The organism is Pedobacter westerhofensis, from assembly GCF_900182595.1.
Lineage (GTDB): Bacteria > Bacteroidota > Bacteroidia > Sphingobacteriales > Sphingobacteriaceae > Pedobacter > Pedobacter westerhofensis.
Genome location: NZ_FXTN01000010.1, coordinates 233,521 through 252,036 on the forward strand (window position 1 = coordinate 233,521; position 18,516 = coordinate 252,036).

The 18,516-nt window shown below is 43.1% G+C and carries 16 protein-coding genes; 7 read left to right on the forward strand and 9 right to left on the reverse strand.

The window, feature by feature from the left end; genetic code table 11:
* The first annotated feature begins 228 nt into the window (after nucleotides 1-228).
* The 4 genes from FN831_RS19770 to FN831_RS19785 are packed head-to-tail and all read left to right on the forward strand — an operon-like array spanning nucleotide 229 to nucleotide 3,027.
* The gene (locus FN831_RS19770) at nucleotides 229-1,092 is read left to right on the forward strand and encodes a hypothetical protein (protein ID WP_142529923.1); all 864 of its coding nucleotides are present in this window, start codon (nucleotides 229-231) and stop codon (nucleotides 1,090-1,092) included.
* Between the two features lie 19 nt (nucleotides 1,093-1,111).
* Nucleotides 1,112-1,465, forward strand: coding sequence for a cytochrome c (locus FN831_RS19775; protein ID WP_142529924.1), 354 nt, complete (start codon nucleotides 1,112-1,114; stop codon nucleotides 1,463-1,465).
* A 48-nt stretch (nucleotides 1,466-1,513) separates the two neighbouring features.
* The gene (locus tag FN831_RS19780) at nucleotides 1,514-2,056 is read left to right on the forward strand and encodes a YceI family protein (protein ID WP_142529925.1); all 543 of its coding nucleotides are present in this window, start codon (nucleotides 1,514-1,516) and stop codon (nucleotides 2,054-2,056) included.
* 2 nt (nucleotides 2,057-2,058) lie between these two features.
* On the forward strand, nucleotides 2,059-3,027 hold the full coding sequence (locus tag FN831_RS19785) for a DUF5777 family beta-barrel protein (RefSeq protein WP_185960550.1): 969 nt from the start codon (nucleotides 2,059-2,061) through the stop codon (nucleotides 3,025-3,027).
* An 8-nt stretch (nucleotides 3,028-3,035) separates the two neighbouring features.
* Here the strand turns inward: FN831_RS19785 and FN831_RS19790 are convergent, their stop codons facing one another.
* Together FN831_RS19790 and FN831_RS19795 are read right to left on the reverse strand one after the other, a co-directional pair.
* Entirely contained in the window at nucleotides 3,036-4,226 is a 1,191-nt protein-coding gene (locus FN831_RS19790; RefSeq protein WP_142529926.1) for a DUF1015 family protein, read from the reverse strand.
* A 334-nt stretch (nucleotides 4,227-4,560) separates the two neighbouring features.
* On the reverse strand, nucleotides 4,561-5,148 hold the full coding sequence (locus FN831_RS19795; protein WP_142529927.1) for a GNAT family N-acetyltransferase: 588 nt from the start codon (nucleotides 5,146-5,148) through the stop codon (nucleotides 4,561-4,563).
* A gap of 116 nt (nucleotides 5,149-5,264) precedes the next feature.
* Here FN831_RS19795 and FN831_RS19800 point away from each other — a divergent pair, with 116 nt between their 5' ends.
* The gene (locus tag FN831_RS19800) at nucleotides 5,265-6,227 is read left to right on the forward strand and encodes an energy transducer TonB (RefSeq protein WP_142529928.1); all 963 of its coding nucleotides are present in this window, start codon (nucleotides 5,265-5,267) and stop codon (nucleotides 6,225-6,227) included.
* Between the two features lie 26 nt (nucleotides 6,228-6,253).
* Here the strand turns inward: FN831_RS19800 and FN831_RS19805 are convergent, their stop codons facing one another.
* From FN831_RS19805 to FN831_RS19825, 5 genes are all read right to left on the reverse strand, one after another.
* Entirely contained in the window at nucleotides 6,254-7,357 is a 1,104-nt protein-coding gene (locus tag FN831_RS19805; RefSeq protein ID WP_142529929.1) for a PepSY-associated TM helix domain-containing protein, read from the reverse strand.
* Nucleotides 7,358-7,464: 107 nt separating this feature from the next.
* Entirely contained in the window at nucleotides 7,465-9,885 is a 2,421-nt protein-coding gene (locus FN831_RS19810) for a TonB-dependent receptor (RefSeq protein ID WP_142529930.1), read from the reverse strand.
* A 139-nt stretch (nucleotides 9,886-10,024) separates the two neighbouring features.
* Nucleotides 10,025-10,690 carry a GIY-YIG nuclease family protein gene (locus FN831_RS19815; RefSeq protein WP_142529931.1) on the reverse strand — a complete coding sequence of 222 codons (666 nt, stop codon included), beginning with the start codon at nucleotides 10,688-10,690 and terminating at the stop codon, nucleotides 10,025-10,027.
* 106 nt (nucleotides 10,691-10,796) lie between these two features.
* A complete protein-coding gene (locus tag FN831_RS19820) occupies nucleotides 10,797-12,350 on the reverse strand; it encodes an alpha-L-arabinofuranosidase C-terminal domain-containing protein (RefSeq protein ID WP_142529932.1) in 1,554 nt (517 codons plus the stop codon).
* A gap of 31 nt (nucleotides 12,351-12,381) precedes the next feature.
* Entirely contained in the window at nucleotides 12,382-12,753 is a 372-nt protein-coding gene (locus FN831_RS19825; RefSeq protein ID WP_142529933.1) for a DUF6717 family protein, read from the reverse strand.
* A gap of 203 nt (nucleotides 12,754-12,956) precedes the next feature.
* Between FN831_RS19825 and FN831_RS19830 the strand changes: the two genes are divergently transcribed.
* Entirely contained in the window at nucleotides 12,957-13,457 is a 501-nt protein-coding gene (locus FN831_RS19830; RefSeq protein ID WP_142529934.1) for a hypothetical protein, read from the forward strand.
* On the opposite strand, the gene lepB is transcribed toward FN831_RS19830, so the two are convergent.
* Complete coding sequence (gene lepB, locus FN831_RS19835) at nucleotides 13,447-14,556, reverse strand: signal peptidase I (protein WP_142529935.1); 1,110 nt, start codon at nucleotides 14,554-14,556, stop codon at nucleotides 13,447-13,449. The two genes, FN831_RS19830 and lepB, sit on opposite strands and share 11 nt — an antisense overlap.
* 207 nt (nucleotides 14,557-14,763) lie before the next feature.
* On the opposite strand from lepB, the gene FN831_RS19840 reads away from it, so the two are divergent.
* A complete protein-coding gene (locus FN831_RS19840) occupies nucleotides 14,764-16,110 on the forward strand; it encodes a glycosyltransferase (protein ID WP_142529936.1) in 1,347 nt (448 codons plus the stop codon).
* An 8-nt stretch (nucleotides 16,111-16,118) separates the two neighbouring features.
* Here FN831_RS19840 and FN831_RS19845 read toward each other — a convergent pair whose 3' ends face one another.
* Entirely contained in the window at nucleotides 16,119-18,497 is a 2,379-nt protein-coding gene (locus FN831_RS19845; protein WP_142529937.1) for an ABC transporter permease, read from the reverse strand.
* Between the last annotated feature and the right edge of the window lie 19 nt (nucleotides 18,498-18,516).

An 18,516-nucleotide genomic window follows, 5' to 3' on the forward strand; every position in this document is an offset into this window, starting at 1 on the left:
ATTAATCCTGATTATAAGCTGCGCATTTTACCATCTCTACTACGGAGAAAACTTTAAATAGGTTGCCAAACATAGTAAAAAAATAATTTATTATTTACAAACAACTGTAAAAGAGCTAATTATTTTTATTTCATCATTTTTTTTATCCAAGCAAACAACCTTAATGAATTTCCATCCGTAACCGGTTTAACAATAAGACAAAAAATTATTCAGTTAAACTATACAACTATGGTACAAACTTTAAGAAAAACACTCCTTCCGGTATGCGTAGCTTTTACAGTATTACTGTCCGCATGCAGTGACAAAGCATCAATGCCCGCTCCTGACAATGGCGGCAGCAGCACAGGCCCCTTAAAACTGGCAGTAACACCGGATGCAAAATTCGGAAACATCCTTACTGATGCCAATGGCAGAACATTATACTTCTTTGCCAATGATCCCAATGGGACTTCTAATTGTGAAACCGGTCAGTGTGCGATTACCTGGCCATCCTACAACGCGGGCAGCGAAACTCCTCCTGCAGGCATAGATCAGACATTGATCGGAACCATCACACATGCCGATGGCAGCAAACAAACCACATATAAGAAATGGCCGCTGTATTATTATTCAGGAGATAAAATCAAAGGCGACGTAAACGGCGATGGCATCGGCGGCATATGGTTTATCGCGAAACCCGACTATTCTATTATGCTGGGCAACAGGCAACTGGTAGGATCAGATGGAAAAAACTATGTGGATGCCCTGGTAGAGGGAACGGCAAACACGGTTTATCTTACAGATGGAGCGGGCCTGACCTTGTACGGATACCAGCCGGATAAATTTAATCTGAATACTTATACCGCTGCAGATTTAAGCAATGACAGATTCTGGCCAATCTACCAGTCTGATGTGATGAATGTACCTTCAATTTTTTCAAAAGACATGTTTGCGACCATTACTTCCGTGGGCAAAAAGCAGCTGACCTACAAAGGGCATCCCCTATATTTTTATGTTGGCGATACACAAAGAGGGCAAACTACCGGCATCAATCAGCCACGCCCTGCCCCATGGCCTGTGCTCACACCAAAAACTCCGGCATTAACCCCATAAAAACTGTGCGCATATGACAATGAAGCTAAGAAAAATCTCCGCAGGGACAGCAATGGCCTACCTGCTGCTACTGGCTTGTACAAAAAAACAGGCCGAAGAATTTAAACCTTCAGCACCGGATGTTCCCGGTGCTAAAGTCAGTTATGCTGCTGTGATAGATCCGATATTCAAGGCCAGGTGCAATGGCTGTCATTCTGCAGGAAGATCCGGTACTGTAGCATGGACGTTCAGTGGTTTTAGCTCGGTAACGGCCGACGCAGACAGAATCAAAAATGCTGTAGTTGTAACCAAATCCATGCCGCTGGGCGGCAGCTTGTCTGCAGCAGACCTGCAGTCGATAAAGGACTGGTTTGACCAGGGAATGCAACCTTAAATTCGCGTAATCTATTTAAAAAATATTTACTGATAGAAACAAATCATCATGAAAACACCATTAGTAATCCTCCTTTGTGCCATGCTCAGTATTTCAGTACAGGCACAGCATATTTTAATCAGTAAAACTGCTTCCATCTCCTTTTATGCCAGTACGCCTGCGGAAGATGTAGAGGCCAAAAGTGATAAAGCCAGTTCCGTGATTGATACCAAAACACGCAACATCATTTTTAAAGTAAGCAATACTTCATTTCAGTTTCCAAAAAAACTGATGCAGGAACATTTCAATGAAAACTACATGGAAAGCGATAAGTATCCTGCATCAACCTTTAAAGGAAAGATTACTGATGATGTTGACCTGGAAAAAGACGGCACCTACAATGTAACAATAGATGGCAGCCTGGATATTCATGGTGTAACAAAAAATTATCAAACCAAAGCTACGCTGGTTGTTAACAAGGGAACTATTACCGCCAAAACCAGTTTTAAGGTTACCGTGGCAGATCACCAGATCAAAATACCTACCCTGGTTTTTGCAAAAATTGCCCAGATCGTAGATGTAAAAATCTCAGCCGTTTATCAGCCTAAATAGATATGAAGACAATACTACTTACAAAGAAATCAATATGCCTGCTTTTGGTGACGATGATGCTGGCCACTTTACAAAGTTTTGGACAACAGGACCTGGAGAAAGAACTGGGCAACACAGCGCCGGCGCACGAAAAAGTAAGCGCAACTTTTAAATCTACGAAACTCATCAACGTACATACCAATGAAACGATTTTTAAGAACGAGCTTGATTTCAGGATTGACCACCGCTTTGGGGACATTGCCGGAAGTAACGGGGGGATCAGGCGGTTCTTTGGACTGGACAATGCTACCGATGTAAGAATTGGTTTTGAGTATGGGCTGAGCGACCGCCTGAGTGTTGGCTTTGCCCGGGCCAAGGGGGCTACTGAAGTGCAGCAACTGTATGAGGGGAACCTGAAATACCGCCTGATTGAGCAAACCACAGACGACTATATTCCGGTTGCAGTTACTTTATTTGGAAGTACCACCGCTACCGGCGTTACCGCCAGCGACGATCCGTCATCAGGCACTGCCTACCGCAATTTTAGTGACAGGCTAAACTTTGTGACACAGGTGATTATTGCGAGAAAATTTAATTCCAGTTTCTCTTTTACCTTAACGCCCAGTTATGTGCACCGGAATTTCACAGCTTTCAGGGATCAGAACGACCTCTTTGCACTCAGTGCGGGCGGCAGGGCAAAAATCAGTAAACGGATGGCACTGGTGGTAGACTATACAATGCCCTTCCGTAATGGCTCAGACCAGGATTACCTGGAGCAGCAGAGCGGCATCAAGTACCGCAATGCATTGGGCGCGGGACTGGAAATAGAAACCGGCGGGCACGTGTTTAATCTCAACTTTACCAATGCGACGGCCATAGAAGAGATGCAGTTTATTCCTCAAACCACCAGCAACTGGTTAAAGGGCCAGTTTCGCTGGGGATTCAGTATTGCGAGAAGATTCTCATTTAACAAAAAAAATAAAGAGAAGTAAGTTGCTGCTTAGCAACTTACTTTTTTAAGTTTTCTTAACAGGAGGCCAAAAGGTATTTTGGGTTCAATCCAGGTAGATTTTGGGGGGAGCATAATACCCTGCTGTGCAATTTCGATCAGCTGCTCTGCATTCATTGCGGCCATGGTAAAGGCAATCGCGTTGGGGTTTTCCAGCAGAATCTTTTCCAGTTCCTGGATCGCTCCTGCCCCGCCAACAGGGATCAGCCGCTGATCTGTTTCAGGTCTTTCAATATTGAAAAAAGGCTTAAACACCATTTCCTGCAGCAGGCAGGCATCAGGCAGCATATTTGTATCTTTCAGCTTACAGGTCATGTTGTACCATCTGCCGGCAATAAACAGCCCGAATTCATTTTTCTTCATCGGCATGACCATTTCATTGCGCTGTGATTTGGTCACAGAAAATGTTTTCTTCAGGTCCCTGAAAACCTGGTCGATATAGATCTCATCCGAGGGGATGATAATACGGTGATATTCTTTGATTTTCAGCTGGTCGCTCGCCAGGTAAAACGAAGAGATAAAATTAAAATCCGTCGATTTTGATCCTATCATCTGTTTGGATTTCCGGTAATTTACCGCCGCGGCCAAACGGTGGTGCCCATCCGCCAGGTACACATTCTGAAGCTCCGAAAAGCTGCTGCTGAGCTGCTGGATCGTTTTCATATCGTACACTGTCCAGATCCGGTGAAATACCCTGTTGGCATAGTATACTGAGTTTGCTTCGGATTGTTTGATCCTGGCCAGCAGGGTACGGATCGCTGCTGTAGGCCGGTGCGTAATCAACAGAGGGCCTCCTTCAAGCCCCACTTCGTCCCTGTAATTTACAAGGCCCGAGGAGTTGCTTTCCAAAGTAGATTCGTGCGTCTTGATATGCCCGTTCTCAAAATCATCCAGATCGGTCACTGCCCAGACGCCCGTCTGGATCGTATTCCCTTCCGTGATCTCATAAATGAATATGCAGGGGTGCTCTTCCTGATAGAAGTCGCCTTCACTGATCATTTTTTTAAGGTTACCTATAATATGATCATTTGTAAGGTTCTGGTTACCGTCCTGTCCTTTATCCAGTTTCTGTGCAAGTATTCCATTGCATTTACCGGATCCTGCTGCAGAGCGCAGGGATAACATTTTATCAACGTAAACTTCCTGTGGCCTTAGGGCCATAAAGGGTCTGATTGTTGCCATAAATTGCTTAGGTATTATCGTACAAGTCAGTAACTGCCTGTGCAGCCCGTACGAGCATCGTCACAGGAAAATATTGTCCTGTATCAAGATTGTGAGTGAATTGGCTGGTCATTTGAGGGTTAGATTGGTTGTATAGCTACAAAGTTCAACAGAGAATTTTTGATATTACTATCCGCCTTCCACTAAAGAAAATTATACTGATTAACACCTGTCCAACAGAATAAACAACTGATTTTGCAGGCCTGAATTTTAGTCTGCAAAATAAAGTTTCTCTACCTGCCGCCTAAAACAGAGCAAGACGTAATTAATACACTAAGCGTTCATTATGTGGCGATTACAGCTGAAGCCCGAGTTTGGATTTTACCGATCCGAACCATTCATCCCTGAGGATACTCAGAACTGCGCTGTCCCTTCTTCCGCCATATGCGTTTGGCATATGGCTTCTCAGCACACCTTCCAGGGTACAGCCGATACTTTTCATTGCAGCCATGCTTCTGGCATTGCCTGCATCAGCCCTGAATTCTACCCTTTCCAGGCCAAGTACCTCAAAAGCATACTGCAGCAGCAGGTATTTACAGTTCCTGTTAAGTCCTGTGCCCTGAAAGGCGCTGCCATACCAGGTGTAGCCCAGCTGCAGGGTTTTATAGTTTTCATTGATATCATAAAAACGGGTTGAACCGGCATATGCAGCACTCAGCTTATCATAGACAATAAAGGGATAGGATATACCATTTTCCCTGTCGGCTACAGCCTCACGAATGTAATTCTTCAATTGGTCTTTCCCAGCCGGAGACACCAGTGAATAATGCCATATTTCAGGCTCATTTAAGGAAAAAGGCAGCAAACATTCAAAATCATCCCCGCTCAGCGGGCGAAGCAATACACGTTCATTTTCCAGTAAGATTGAAGATTCAGTAATCATAACATGAAGTTAAAAAAAATTGAATAGTTATTGATGTAATACAAACTGCAAATGATGTAATAAAATTTCATTTTAAAACCAGATCGAGTATCTTGCAATGTAATTTTATACCAGATATGAAAAAATCTAATTTCCTGCTCTTGTTTCTTCTCTGTATATATACAGGTATTTTCGCACAGAAACAAAATGTATATTTTATTAAAGATGACGGGCAGTATGTAGAAACGCGGGATAGTGCCGATTTTATCCGCATTGTGCAGGAGCCGGATAAAGGCTCTGCGCTTTATATTGTCAAAGAATTTTACCTGGACGGCAAAGTGAGGAGCCTCGGGCTGTCCCTTAAGATTGAGCCGCTGCTTTATGAAGGAATTTATCGCGCAGTCTATAAAAATGGGAACAAGAAACAGGTAGCTAACTACGTAAAGGGAAAACTCAGCGGGCCGGTTTACAATTATTATCCCAACGGGAAGCTTTATACGCGATATCTTTACGAAAATGCGGTGCCCGGATCAATTTTCACTTCCTATAAGATCACTGACGTGAACGATTCTACCGGTAATGTTCTCGTTAAGGAAGGCAACGGCGAATGTGTTTTTTATGATAACGACTTTAAGTATATCGCCGGCAGGGGGAAAATTAAAAACGGGGAATATGATGGCGTATGGACGGGCGAAGACCAGTCACAGCACATTACCTATAAGGAAACCTATGAGCAGGGCAAAATGATTGCAGGAGAAAGTACTGATCAGCAAAATGTTACTGTAACCTACACAAAAAGTGCTGTTCAACCCGAGTACAAGGGTGGCGTGAACAACTTCTATAGATATCTGGGCCAAAGCATAAGGTATCCGCCAAACTGCCAGCGTATGGGAATACAAGGAGTAGTAATGGTCACTTTTGCTGTTGATAAAGATGGCTCACTGCATGACATCAGGGTGAGCAACTATGCAAATGAGGAACTGGCTGCAGAAGCAGTACGGGTAATCAGGCAGTCTCCTTCCTGGATGCCCGGAATGATGAGGGGCAGGAAAGTACGCGTAAGGTATAATGTACCCGTATCATTCGCACTGAGCCAGTAGAAAACTGGCAAATCATGTATTCGCGGTTAGGCAAACTGTTTTTTCTTTGTTTTCTTTTTCTTTTTGAGCCAGATGATCAGTCCGGTAACAGGCAGACTGGCGGATATCAAAGCCGCTGTAAAAGCTACGATCTTTCCAAAAAGGCCAAACAGCTGACCGGTATGGATATCATAGTTGCTTGACTCCAGCTTATCCGCCAGTTTAAAGTCTTTGTAAAGCTTGTATTTAGACATTTGCAGGGTTGCCGGATCAAAGTAAAACACATTCTGTTTTCTGGACCATTCAGAAGGATAAATTATTCTTAAACGCAGTTCTCCGGTTTTTCTGACCGACAAGGCGGTTTCCTTTGCGCCAGGATATTGAGTTAAGGCCGCGGTATACAATTGATCATATTTCTGCGGCAGGCTGTCCTGAGAAAAGGATTTAGCACTTACAGCAACTTTAACAGGCTTCGTTAATTTGCTGCCAGTTAAAAATGCAGCCCCTGTCTTAACGCTGTCAAAGGCAAAATATAAACCCGAAAGAGCAATCACGATTAAAATCCCGGAGGCGTAAAAACCCAGAACATTATGCAGGTCATAATTTACCCGTTTAAATGAAGCATTCCATTTGATGGTTAGAGATTGCCTCAGCAAACGCATCTGATTAGGGAACCATAAAATCCATCCACTGATGAGCATGATGACAAAAATAACGACAGACCAGTTCATGATGAACTTACCGGGCTCGCCCAGCAGCAATGTACGGTGAAGATCTTCATCAATATCCAGCCAGTCTGGTTTTGCCTTTTTAACCAGGGCAGCCGTGTAGGGATTAAAATAAAACTCCTTTTTTTTACCGCCCGCCACCAAAACTGTTGCATCGGGACGGCTGTTATTAATTCTTATACTGGTAACTTTTGCATTTTTACTGACCTTCTCAAAGTTTTCAATGATTGCGGCAATGCCTATGAAGGGTTTCTGCTGCAGCGGAACATAAAGTTTATCTTTTTCAATAAAATCCCTGATTTCTTCTTCAAAAGCATAGATACAACCCGTTATACTGACAATAAACACAACCAATCCCGTTGCTAAACCCAGCCATAAATGTATCTGGAGGATTGCATCTTTAAACTTTTTACTTTTTGCCATTAAACCTGATGTTTCAGCGGCAAATATATACTTATTTAGATTTAATACAAACTAAAAAGGAGGCAGATCAATGATCAAACCTCCTTGTCGCTACACTAAAGTACGTTTTAGAACTTGTATGATATCGTTCCGATAAAGCTTCTCAGCTGCTGAGGGTTAACAGTTCCATATCCAATGTAATATTGTTTATTGGTAAAGTTATCAGCCTTTACAGCAAACCTGATATGCTTGTCGTAATCCCAGAATGCAGAAGCATTCAGCAGGGTGTAGGCTGGCAGGATGAACACACCCTGGCCAACAGCTCTTGAATTGATGATCTTATTGTCACTTGCATAGTTTCCACCGAAACCTACACCCAAACCTTTAATAATATGTGCCGGTAATCTGTAGCTGGCCCAAAAATTAAACAGGTATGGAGACCCTGCAGTATTTGGTCTTAAGCCATCAAGATCGGCACTTGTATTTTCATACTTTGAATCATTGTAGGCAAAACCCGTGGTCACATTAAATCCTGCAAAAGGATTGGCGGTAATTTCAGCTTCGATACCCTTACTTACCTGAGTTCCGTTTTGAATCTGGTTGTTTGGAGCAGGAAGCGTGTTGTCTGTACGTACGATATCTTTCACTTTAATATCATAGTAACTGATGGTAGAACTTAAGCGGCCATCAAAGGCATTTAATTTTACACCGCCTTCGATCTGGTTTGCCTGTTCCGGTTTAAACACTTTGCTCTGATAATCTACGCCATTTACGTTGGTAAATCCATTCTGATAATTGGCAAAGACAGATACCACATCTTTGATTGGCTGATAAACCAGGCCAAATTTAGGGGCGAAAGCAGTTTGATTATATGCGCCTACAGGTTCGGTAGATGGCGGGTAATAGCTACCCCCATTTTTGAAACGGTCAACCCTGATCGCTGCTATTGCAAGCAACCTGTCTGTAATGTTCAAAACATCAGAAACATATGCGCTATAGGTATCACTTTTATAGATATAAGGATATTCTGAAGGGGTAGTGCTTGCATACAATGCGCTCAGGGATGCTGCATTCAGACCAGCATAATTGAATGTGGCACTGTTTAGTGGAACTGCATCATACGATGCCCCCAGGTAATGCTGATTTGAATTTCTGTGCAGGTAGTCTAAACCGATAACAACACGGTTTCTCAATCCGGCAATATTAAAATCGCCATTGAAATTCTGCTGGATCTCTAATGTCTGATCTTTGCTTTTTGCAGTTGACTGGTCGTTACGTGAAATAGAGTCTCCCGGCAGCAGATAAAAATATGGCCCGAATCCATCACTGTAACTATTTGTTAAGGAAGCGTTGGTAGTGGAAGTCCATGAATCACTGATTTTGTAAGTGGCCTGCCCAAAAAAGTTTGCATTTCTGGAATACTGGCTTAAATCATTGCCCAGATAAGATTTCTTATAATCAAATCCTAGTTCGTCAGCGCGGTTTGTACCCAGTCCGGTAGTTCCCAGCAGAAAATAATACGGAGAGATTTGCGAACGGCCGGCCATAATCTCTGCTTCCAGGGTGATCGACAACCGGTCATTAGGATTATACGTAATCGTTGGGGCAATGTTGTAATTGCGGTTAAATCCTGCATCCTGGAAACTGCCTTTGTAATTGTAGGCAGAGTTCAGACGGAATAAAACTTTCTTTTCTTTATCCAGCGGGCTGTTAAAGTCAATGCTGCTGCGGAAATAATCATAGCTCCCTGCACTAAGAGCAACTTCAGCACCAACTGAATCATATGCTTTTTTCGTTACCCGGTTGATCAGGCCTCCGTATGTAGTAAGTGCATTACCGAAAAGTGTGGCTGAAGGGCCTTTGATAATTTCGATATGATCGAGGTTGCTCCCGTCAATACTGCTGGTTACGTTACCCGCAATACCATTACGCAACTTGGCCTGGGTTACAAATCCACGGGAACTGTAGTAAGAACCACCATCACCACCGCGGCCTGTAGCTTCCCAAACTCTTGCGATACCTGTTGCATTACGCATGGCATCATCAACAGAGTATACCAGCTGGTCCTGCATTAGCTGACTTGTGATAGTTGTATAAACCTGTGGGTTTTCAAGGTTGCTGAGCGGCATTTTAGAAACATATTCGCTCCTGGTACGCTTATATTTATTGGTCTTGCTTGCATTGATCATGATCTCCTGCAGCTCACCCTTGCTTTGTTCCAGCATGAAATCACTGGTAATAGTTTTATTTGCCAGCACTTCTACCGTCTGGCTTGTGGTACTGAGACCTACGTAACTTACCGTTACCGTTTGTGTACCGGCTTCTATCCTTGACAATTCATATCTACCATTTTCATCCGTAGTGGTGCTCCTCTTCAGGGCCTTGATGTAAACATTCACAAATTCTCCAGCTTTATGATCAGAGGTCCTAACCGTTCCTTTGATTGTTCCGTAACGGGATTGCGCGTAAATAGTTGAAATAGAAAAGCAGCACAATAGCACTAGAACTACTTTCAGGGAGATAAATCTTAAGTTGGGTAATGGTTTCATTTCCACGTGTTATATTAGACTAATTATAAATAGTCAGCAATATTACAAGTTTTTAGGAATACCAGGTAATTATTTAACATTTCTGCACGCAAAAAGACTGATTACGCGCAGATATCAAAAAAATTCAATGAATTGCCTGCTAAGAGTTGGCAGTTTCGGTTTTAACTCTCAGGTTTTTGAACAAATACTCAGAGATCATATGCTTTTTTTCATTGATCTGCGTAAATTCAAATTGTTCTTCACCCTCAGCTGCGGTCATTGCATCTTTAGCTTTATTGTAAGAACATCTGTACAGTTCACCGCCATTCTGCAGTTTTCCTTTTTCGTACTGGGCAGAAGATTTATACTCACTCAGTTTTTGCTGGAACATCCGTTCAACCTTTCCCAGAGTTTCGGTTTTTGCCTGAAAAATCAATTCCCAGTCGTCAATACTACCACTTTTGGAGGTAGCAATATTTAAAGTTTTGATTCTGTCTTTAACTTCGTTGGATGATCCCACTTTGATCAGGTGGTTCTTTTTAGATCCGGCAATGTAAATATAACCGGTTTTATATGTTCTTAATGCAAAAGGTATCCTGTCGGTTTCTGCCTGTACAAAAACACCATCGATATCTGTAAAATTATAATCACTGTTCTCTGAACATCCGCTGACATTGTATGCAATCACTTTTTCGGTTTCTAACATTCTTTGTATTAAGTCGTCTGACATTGCCTCTCCATTGGCATCAATCAGTACATCTTCCGAAATCTGGTGTTTTTTTATAAAATCTTTCTGCTCCTTTGTCAACGGCGTTTTAATAATCATGTACAATATTACTGATATTAATTGGTATTCATGGATGAAATTACTTTAATGACGAGCCGCGAGGCCGTGATTTTCAACTATTTTGGTATCAGATCTTCAGCGGTTTTCAGGGCTGCTCCAAAATGAGGACGGTAAATGATGCAGGGGCAAGCAGCGCATTCATATGATCAGGGCTTATTTTCCTTCTGCTTTCTTTCATGCTTACTGCATTTTCATGCCCGTATGTATTTACTGCATTCAGGTTACCGGCAGACCAGGTGATTTGTCTGATTGTACCTTTTTTAAACGCGTTGGGCAGGTGATCTACTTTGATCGCAGTATTGATCGCATGAGCAGCATCGCGGTTCACTATTGTAAAAACAATCTGTTTGCCCTGATCGGTTATGCTTGATGATACATCCAGCGCTTTGATGCCGGTCGCCATATCTGGTGATATCGTGGTTGCTTTCAATGTGTATTTACCAGAAAAATCCCTGAATGCCTTTAGCGGAGCGAATATTGTCTGCCTGTAGGAACCGGTAGAATCGGCCATAATGGGCGCCAGCACATTAACCGTTTGCGCCCAGGTAGCCATACCTACAGATGAACTATGCCGCTGAAACAAATTTAAAAAGGTGGCTACGCCAAGAGCGTGCGACCAGTTGTACTGATATTCCATTTGAAACAATCCCTTCCCTCTGTTGGAATGGATATCCCAGATCCCCCATTCATCAACCGCAAGTTGTATCGGGGCGGTCCTGGCAGGAAAACGGTACCAGGAGTTGAAATTTGTGACCTTCGCAGGAAATTTACTGAGTAAGGCTTCCATATCCAGCAATGGTTTTTCAAACTGGTCTATCGATTTGATCAGCGTGTTGTACGATGTATCTGCAGGAATAGAATAAAGATGAATGGCCAGGAAATCACAGACAGGATTCAGTTTCTCCAGCACCTGTCGGCTCCATTCCGTATCATCCTGATTGCCAACCAGCACCAGTTTTAAACCAGGATCCTGCAATTTCATAAGTTTTACAAAGAGCCAGGTATCTTTGATATACTGCTGTACCTCCTGATCCCGCCCGGCGTCTGTCTCTGCATATTCCTCATTGCCAATCCCCCAATATTTTACATTAAATGGTTCTTTAAAACCATGCGACCGCCTAAGATTGGCATAATAAGTATCACCTGTACCGTTACAATATTCCACCCAGTTGGCTGCCTCTTCAGGAGTACCGGTAGCCATATTTACCACCAGGAAAGGCTCCGCGCCAATTTTCCTGCAGTAGGAAATAAATTCTGCAGTCCCAAAGTGATTATCCTCTATACCGCCCCAGATCAGGTTTTTTCTTTTTTTCCTGTCAGATTTAGGCCCTACCCCATCTTCCCAATGATAGATCTTGGTGAATGTTCCCCCGGGGTATCTTAACAATGGTGTCCGTAGTTCCTTTACTTTTTCTATGACATCCGTTCTGAAACCTTCCTGATCTGACAGTGCCGAATGCTCATCATAAATACCGCCGGTTACCGCCCGGCCAAGATGCTCTATAAACTGACCGTACTGCAGCGGGCTGATGAGGCCAGCCTGCTGCCCTGCATCAACTGTGACAGAAGCCTGGCGTAAATTCTGAGAAAATGTGGAGAACGCAATGAAATTGAAAAGGCAAACAAAAAAAATCTTCATTTTAATGGGTAAATAGCATAAAAGGCTGAAATTAATCTTTATCCTCTGATTTTTGCGGATAATCTATATAAATTACTTCAGGTAAATCGCCAAATACCGTCTCTGTAACCGAACAAAGCCACAGTTTGTGATTAAAAGCTTTGCCTTTGTAAGTTTCCATTAAATAATCCCCGCCGCCAAGTTTGCAGTTACTGCGGTCTTTAATCAGTTTCATCCGGTCGGCCCCTTTAATGGGTTCGTCGCTCATCTTTAAAAAGCATTCATTTTTGTTGCCCGACACTTTGTCGAGCATCGTATCTGCCCCTTCTACCATTTCCAGGTCGACAATAGATTTGGTCCATTCCGGCAGATCTACATACCACTTTTGTTCTTTTGTTTTATAAAATCTGAATGTTCGGTTCATGTTACAACATTGTATACTTCTCCCAATCAGAATTTATGCCAGCAATGCCATCTGCCAAAATAATATGTGGTTGGGGCTCGATATCCCCCAAATTACATGTATATATACCGCATTTAGGTGATAGGAATTAACATGCAGGATACAGAATTTTACATCGGAATCTATTCGCCTCAATTTAGTTATTCCACACTAATTATTTACCTATGGATAAATTCTGCAAAGAGCATCTGCATCTGCAAAGTATGTTTGCTAATGAACCTCACATGAAGCCAATTTCGGGGCTGAGGATAAACTACAGATTTACGATCAAGGTATGGCTAACCAGCATTCTGCTGGGCACTACCCTTTTCTTTGCGTTTAAACTGATCAGAGATCTGTCCCTTTCTGAAGGCCCCCATACAGACGGGATCTCCCCATTGTTTTATTTTATCATTGCCCTGGCACTGGCGGTGATATTATCAGTCCCTTCCCTGCTCCTTTTTGCAGCAGGCTATAATTTTATTGCGGGGTATATCTACAATTCATTCAGAATTAAATTTACACTTGTTCTGATTGCAGAGGCATTGTGCTGGCTATCGTTCTACGTTGGTTTTGGCGGATGCCCGGAGGCGGTCATCATGAATCTGGATATTATTCTCCCCTACGCTATTGCCATATTTATCAGTATCATCGTTTACAGGCTAAGTTCAGGATTTAACGAATAGGCTTTAGTACCCTGTTCCATCTTACTTTGTGCAGCAGGTTCTCTGCAGAATCAATACTCAGCCAGGTAATCATTGCTTTTCCAATCACATGATCTTCAGGAACATACCCCCAGAAGCGCGAATCCAGGGAATTATGGCGGTTATCCCCCATCATCCAGTAGTAATCCATCTTAAATGTATAATGATCTGCCTTTTTTCCATTAATCAGAATGTCATTGCCTGCGGTATCTACTCTGTTATGCTCATAGAGCTCAATCGCCCTGCGGTATAAAATCAGTGAAGACTCGTTCAGGCTGATCGTCATTCCTTTTTTTGGCAGGGTTAGCGGGCCAAAGTTGTCCATGTTCCATTTATACTTTTCGTTATGCGGAAAGATCTCTGCATCAAAATGACCTGCAGGATCTATAACCGGCGTCACCTTTTTGATATAGGAATATCCCTTAAATTCTGACAGGCTTGCTGTGGGTATGATCATCGTATAGCTGCTCAGATCTTCCTGGCCGATGATCTCGATACCCATATCATCAAATATCTCCGGGTTAATGGTATTTCCATCGGTAACAACATGATAGGAGGTCTGTGCTTTTTCTGCATTCGGGGCAGCCTTGCCATTTACAAAAACCTGTCCGTTCAGAATACTGAGCACATCGCCGGGTGTAGCCTGACAACGTTTGATCAGGTTAGTCCGCACGTCGACCGGCCTGTCATATGAAGGATCTGCCTCTTCAGGTTTATTGAAAACAACAATGTCACCTTTTTTTATTTCAGTTAATCCCGGAAGGCGAAAATACGGCAAGTGGATGCCATCCCAGTAAGTTTTGATTTGGTATTTGGTAATAGTTGATTCCAGAAACGGATTTTGGACCGGCGTAAAGGGCATCCTTGCGCCATAGCTCATTTTACTTACAAACAGATAATCACCCGTTAACAACGTTCCTTCCATCGACCCTGAGGGTATGGCATAGGCCGAAAAGATCAGTCCGCGGATGAGTGTAGATGCAACAAGGGCAAATACCAGGGCATTGAGCCATTCACGTTTCCTGGATTGCTGTGGCTTGCTGTCCTCTGTTTTCTTTTTAAAGGGAAAGTTTAAGTTCATGTCAATAGTTTTAGTTATTCATTTGACAGTGAAGCAGATCAGATGTTACAGGATCAGTGCATCAAATCGGGAACAAAGAAATCTCTGCTGAAATACAGATATGGGTGATGTTTATGCCCCATTTTGGTGATTGGAGATCATTCCTGTTATACCCAATTTTGCACTGGCAGATGAATATTTGCTGTAAACGACTAACGAATTGTCAAGATGAGAAGTGCAAAAGAACAGTTAACAGGAAAAAAAATTTTATTCGCGACCATACCAACCGACGGCCATTTTAACCCACTTACCGGCCTGGCCAAATATCTACAGTTGTTGGGATGTGATATACGGTGGTATACCTCTGTATCGTTTCAGGAGAAATTAGACAGGCTGGAGATCCCATTATACCCATTCCAGCAAGCAATTGAATTTGACCAGACAAATTTTATTGAGCTATTTCCTGAAAGAGCAGGCATCAACGGTGTGACGGCAAGGATGGAGTTTGATCTTCATTATCTATTGGCCGATATGGCACCAGACCATTTTGCTGATATCGTAAAAATACACGAATCTTTTCCCTTTGATATGATGATTGCCGACTGCTCCTTTACGGCCATGCCACTGGTGAAACATAAACTAAACATCCCTGTAGTATCTATTGGTATCTATCCTTTGCCCGAATATTCGACCAACCTTGGCCCTTACAGCATGGGATTGCCACCCGCAAAAAACGAAGCTGAAATGGAAGCCTATGCACAGCTCCATGAAGAAGCGCTGAATAAAGTTTTTAAGGGATCGGTTGACAGCTTTCATGCCATACTTGAAGACTACGATATCCATCTGGACAGAGCGCTTGTTCTTGATCTTCTTGTAAAAGAGGCTAGTTTATATCTTCAGATCGGCACACCAAGTTTTGAATATACCCGTGCCGGTATGGGAGAAAATATCCGCTTTGTAGGCTCTTTGCTCCCTTACTCGTCCAATCGTCAAAAACAGCATTGGTATGATGAACGGCTGGAGCAATATACAAAAGTAATACTGGTGACCATGGGTACCATAGAAAAGGATACCGAAAAACTTATCATTCCCACACTGGAGGCTTTCCAGCATTCTGATACGTTGGTCATCGCTACTACCGGAGGCAATGACACAGCAAAACTGCGTGCAAAATATACCGGCAAAAATATCATCATTGAAGATTTTATTCCTTATGCCGATGTGATGCCATATGCCAGTGTTTACATAACCAATGGAGGATTTGGCGGCGTATTGCTCAGCATCAGCCACCAGTTGCCCATGGTGGTTGCGGGACTGCTGGAAGGCAAAAACGAGATCTGTTCACGCGTAGGGTATTTTAAGCTCGGGGTAGATCTGCAGACAGAAAAACCAGCACCCGGACTCATCCGGATTGCTGTGGAGGAGGTGCTGGCAAATGTGCAATATAAAAACAATATCACCAGTTTATCAGTGGAAATGGACAGCTATCGTTCTACCGAGCTGTGCGCCTCATACCTGGCAGAACTGCTCAGTGAGGTTAAGGTAAATAACGACGGCCCTGTTTATAAAGAATAAAATCCTGATCACTCATATTTTAGTGCATCTACAGGGTTTGCCCTGGCTACTTTAAAAGATTGCAGGCTTACCGTGAGCAAGGCAATAACCAAAGACATCAGGGCAGCCAGCATAAATGGCCAGATGCTGATATCGATTCTGTAATCATACTTTTGCAGCCATTTGCTGGCCAAAATGTAAGCCACAGGAAATGCGATCAGGTTGGCCACAAGCACCAGTTTAATAAAATCTTTGTTGAGCAGGAGCAGGATACTTTTTAAATCGGCCCCCAGCACCTTCCTGATGCTGATTTCTTTTTTGCGCTGTTCTGCCATGTACAAGGCCAGTCCGAGCAGGCCAAGGCAGGAGATGAAAATACAAAAACCTCCAAACAGGTTGGAAAGTGTGCTGAGTATCTTTTCATTGCTCAGTTTCTCTTCCATGGCCTCGTCAACAAATCCGAGCTCAACGGGATATGAGGGGTTTAAACGCTGGGCAGTTTCCTTTACGAGCTGCACGGACCTGTTCAGAGCCATGTTGGGATTTAGCCTGATCAGTAATTCTGAGACAAGGTGCATATTGTAATAGAAAACTGTAGGCAAAGAACTGGCGCCGGCAGAGCCATTTGCATTGTCTTCTATCACTCCTACGATCGTAAGTGGTGGATTACCCACCCAGCTGATGACAGTTCCAACAGGGTTCTTCAGCCCCATTCTCTTCACCGCTGCCTGATTGAGTATAATACTGGTAGTGGTATCTGCCGGAAATTGCCGAGAGAAGTCCCTGCCCTTAACAATCCTGGCCCCAACGGTTTTTGCATAGTCATAACCGGTGCTTCTGATTTCGAATAATGCATTGTCACTTACATCCTTCCCAGGCCATCCGATATCGCTGCTATTGTTAGACATTCTGGTGAAATCACCGGCATATTCAGTAGAAACAACCACGGCTCCGGATCTTTTCAGTTCCTCTTTGAGCAGCAGAACTTTTGCATGATCTTTAAAATTACCTTCAAGAGAAAGTTCCAGCAGGTTCGCCTTCTCAAAGCCCAGGGGTTTATTTTTAATAAACTGCATCTGTGTGTAGATAATAAGCGCACAAATAATCATACAGATAGACAGGCTGAATTGTATAATTACCAATCCCTTCCGAATAGATAATGCACCACCGGCCGCTCCTTTGAATCCTTTCAACACCTTAATTGGTGTAAATGACGATAAATAAATCGCCGGATAGCTTCCTGCCAGCATACCTGTGATCAGTATCAGTGCAATCAGGACAGCCCAGAAAGTAGAAGATGTATAGTCTATGTGGATGGCTGTATTCAGCAGTGTATTGAATTGCGGTAGAAGCAGCTCGAGCAGTGCAAAGGAAATCAGCATGGAAATTGTTGATAACAGCAGCGACTCCACGATAAATTGTCCCATCAGTGCCTTTCGGGATGAGCCCAGTGCCTTTCTAACGCCCACTTCCCGCGCTCTTTTTTCTGAGCGTGCAGTAGAGAGGTTCATATAATTGATGCTGGCGATCAGCAAAACACAAAAAGCAAGAAAGCCAAACAGGTTTACCTGGTCAATTTTACCGCCCGTCAGTTTACCGTTTTCAAACTCATCATACAAATGGTGCTTTTTAAAAGGAAATAAAAATGCCTCCAGCCGGGTCTCAGGATCATGTGATCTGATCAGTTTTCTTAAAGAGGCATCACTGGCGGCAACATTTGTGTTTGGTTTAAGTTCAAAAAACGTCATACAGGAGATTGCTCCCCACCAAAAAGTCTTTTCTGCGGGGGACACGTTATTCTCAAAGAATGACCAGGATTGTATGGCATCAAACCGAAAAGTTTGATTTTTTGGCGGATCAGCGATAACCGCCGTTACCTTTACCCATACGCGGTTATCCCATCTCAGGCTTTGTCCGATGGCATTCTGATCTCCGAAAAATTTCTTTGCAGCAGTGGCTGTGAGTATTACTGAGTTAGGATCATTCAATGCAGAAGCAATATTTCCGCTCTTTACATCGTAGTCAAAAATCTTTACGAATGCAGGATCTGCCGTGAGGGTATTCAGTTTAAATTTATTATTATCATGAATGAATAATCTGTTACTTCCGTTGGTGGTTACCCGGCAGGCAGCTTCTACACCCGGCAGTTCCTGTAATCCCGCAGCGGCCAGTTTATTTGGCGTATAAGGATAAGTTTTAACGGTTCCATCAGTTTTATGGTTGAGCTCTGCCACATAGATGCGGTCGACCGCCTTATACTGCCGGTCGTAACTATATTCATAATTCACATACAGCAATAGCAGCAGGCATGAAGTAAGGCCGATCGCAAGGCCCCCGATATTAATCAATGAGAATCCCTTGTTTCTTCTGAGATTCCTTAGCGCTATTTTGAAGTTGATGAAAAACATACGTTATGAGATTTGCTGC

Excerpts from the sequence above, each read along its gene's own strand:
- FN831_RS19770 (WP_142529923.1), top strand. The coding sequence starts at position 229 with ATGGTACAAACTTTAAGAAAAACACTCCTTCCGGTATGCGTAGCTTTT.
- FN831_RS19775 (WP_142529924.1), top strand. The coding sequence starts at position 1,112 with ATGAAGCTAAGAAAAATCTCCGCAGGGACAGCAATGGCCTACCTGCTG.
- FN831_RS19780 (WP_142529925.1), top strand. The coding sequence starts at position 1,514 with ATGAAAACACCATTAGTAATCCTCCTTTGTGCCATGCTCAGTATTTCA.
- FN831_RS19785 (WP_185960550.1), top strand. The coding sequence starts at position 2,059 with ATGAAGACAATACTACTTACAAAGAAATCAATATGCCTGCTTTTGGTG.
- FN831_RS19790 (WP_142529926.1), bottom strand. The coding sequence starts at position 4,226 with ATGGCAACAATCAGACCCTTTATGGCCCTAAGGCCACAGGAAGTTTAC.
- FN831_RS19795 (WP_142529927.1), bottom strand. The coding sequence starts at position 5,148 with ATGATTACTGAATCTTCAATCTTACTGGAAAATGAACGTGTATTGCTT.
- FN831_RS19800 (WP_142529928.1), top strand. The coding sequence starts at position 5,265 with ATGAAAAAATCTAATTTCCTGCTCTTGTTTCTTCTCTGTATATATACA.
- FN831_RS19805 (WP_142529929.1), bottom strand. The coding sequence starts at position 7,357 with ATGGCAAAAAGTAAAAAGTTTAAAGATGCAATCCTCCAGATACATTTA.
- FN831_RS19810 (WP_142529930.1), bottom strand. The coding sequence starts at position 9,885 with ATGAAACCATTACCCAACTTAAGATTTATCTCCCTGAAAGTAGTTCTA.
- FN831_RS19815 (WP_142529931.1), bottom strand. The coding sequence starts at position 10,690 with ATGATTATTAAAACGCCGTTGACAAAGGAGCAGAAAGATTTTATAAAA.
- FN831_RS19820 (WP_142529932.1), bottom strand. The coding sequence starts at position 12,350 with ATGAAGATTTTTTTTGTTTGCCTTTTCAATTTCATTGCGTTCTCCACA.
- FN831_RS19825 (WP_142529933.1), bottom strand. The coding sequence starts at position 12,753 with ATGAACCGAACATTCAGATTTTATAAAACAAAAGAACAAAAGTGGTAT.
- FN831_RS19830 (WP_142529934.1), top strand. The coding sequence starts at position 12,957 with ATGGATAAATTCTGCAAAGAGCATCTGCATCTGCAAAGTATGTTTGCT.
- lepB (WP_142529935.1), bottom strand. The coding sequence starts at position 14,556 with ATGAACTTAAACTTTCCCTTTAAAAAGAAAACAGAGGACAGCAAGCCA.
- FN831_RS19840 (WP_142529936.1), top strand. The coding sequence starts at position 14,764 with ATGAGAAGTGCAAAAGAACAGTTAACAGGAAAAAAAATTTTATTCGCG.
- FN831_RS19845 (WP_142529937.1), bottom strand. The coding sequence starts at position 18,497 with ATGTTTTTCATCAACTTCAAAATAGCGCTAAGGAATCTCAGAAGAAAC.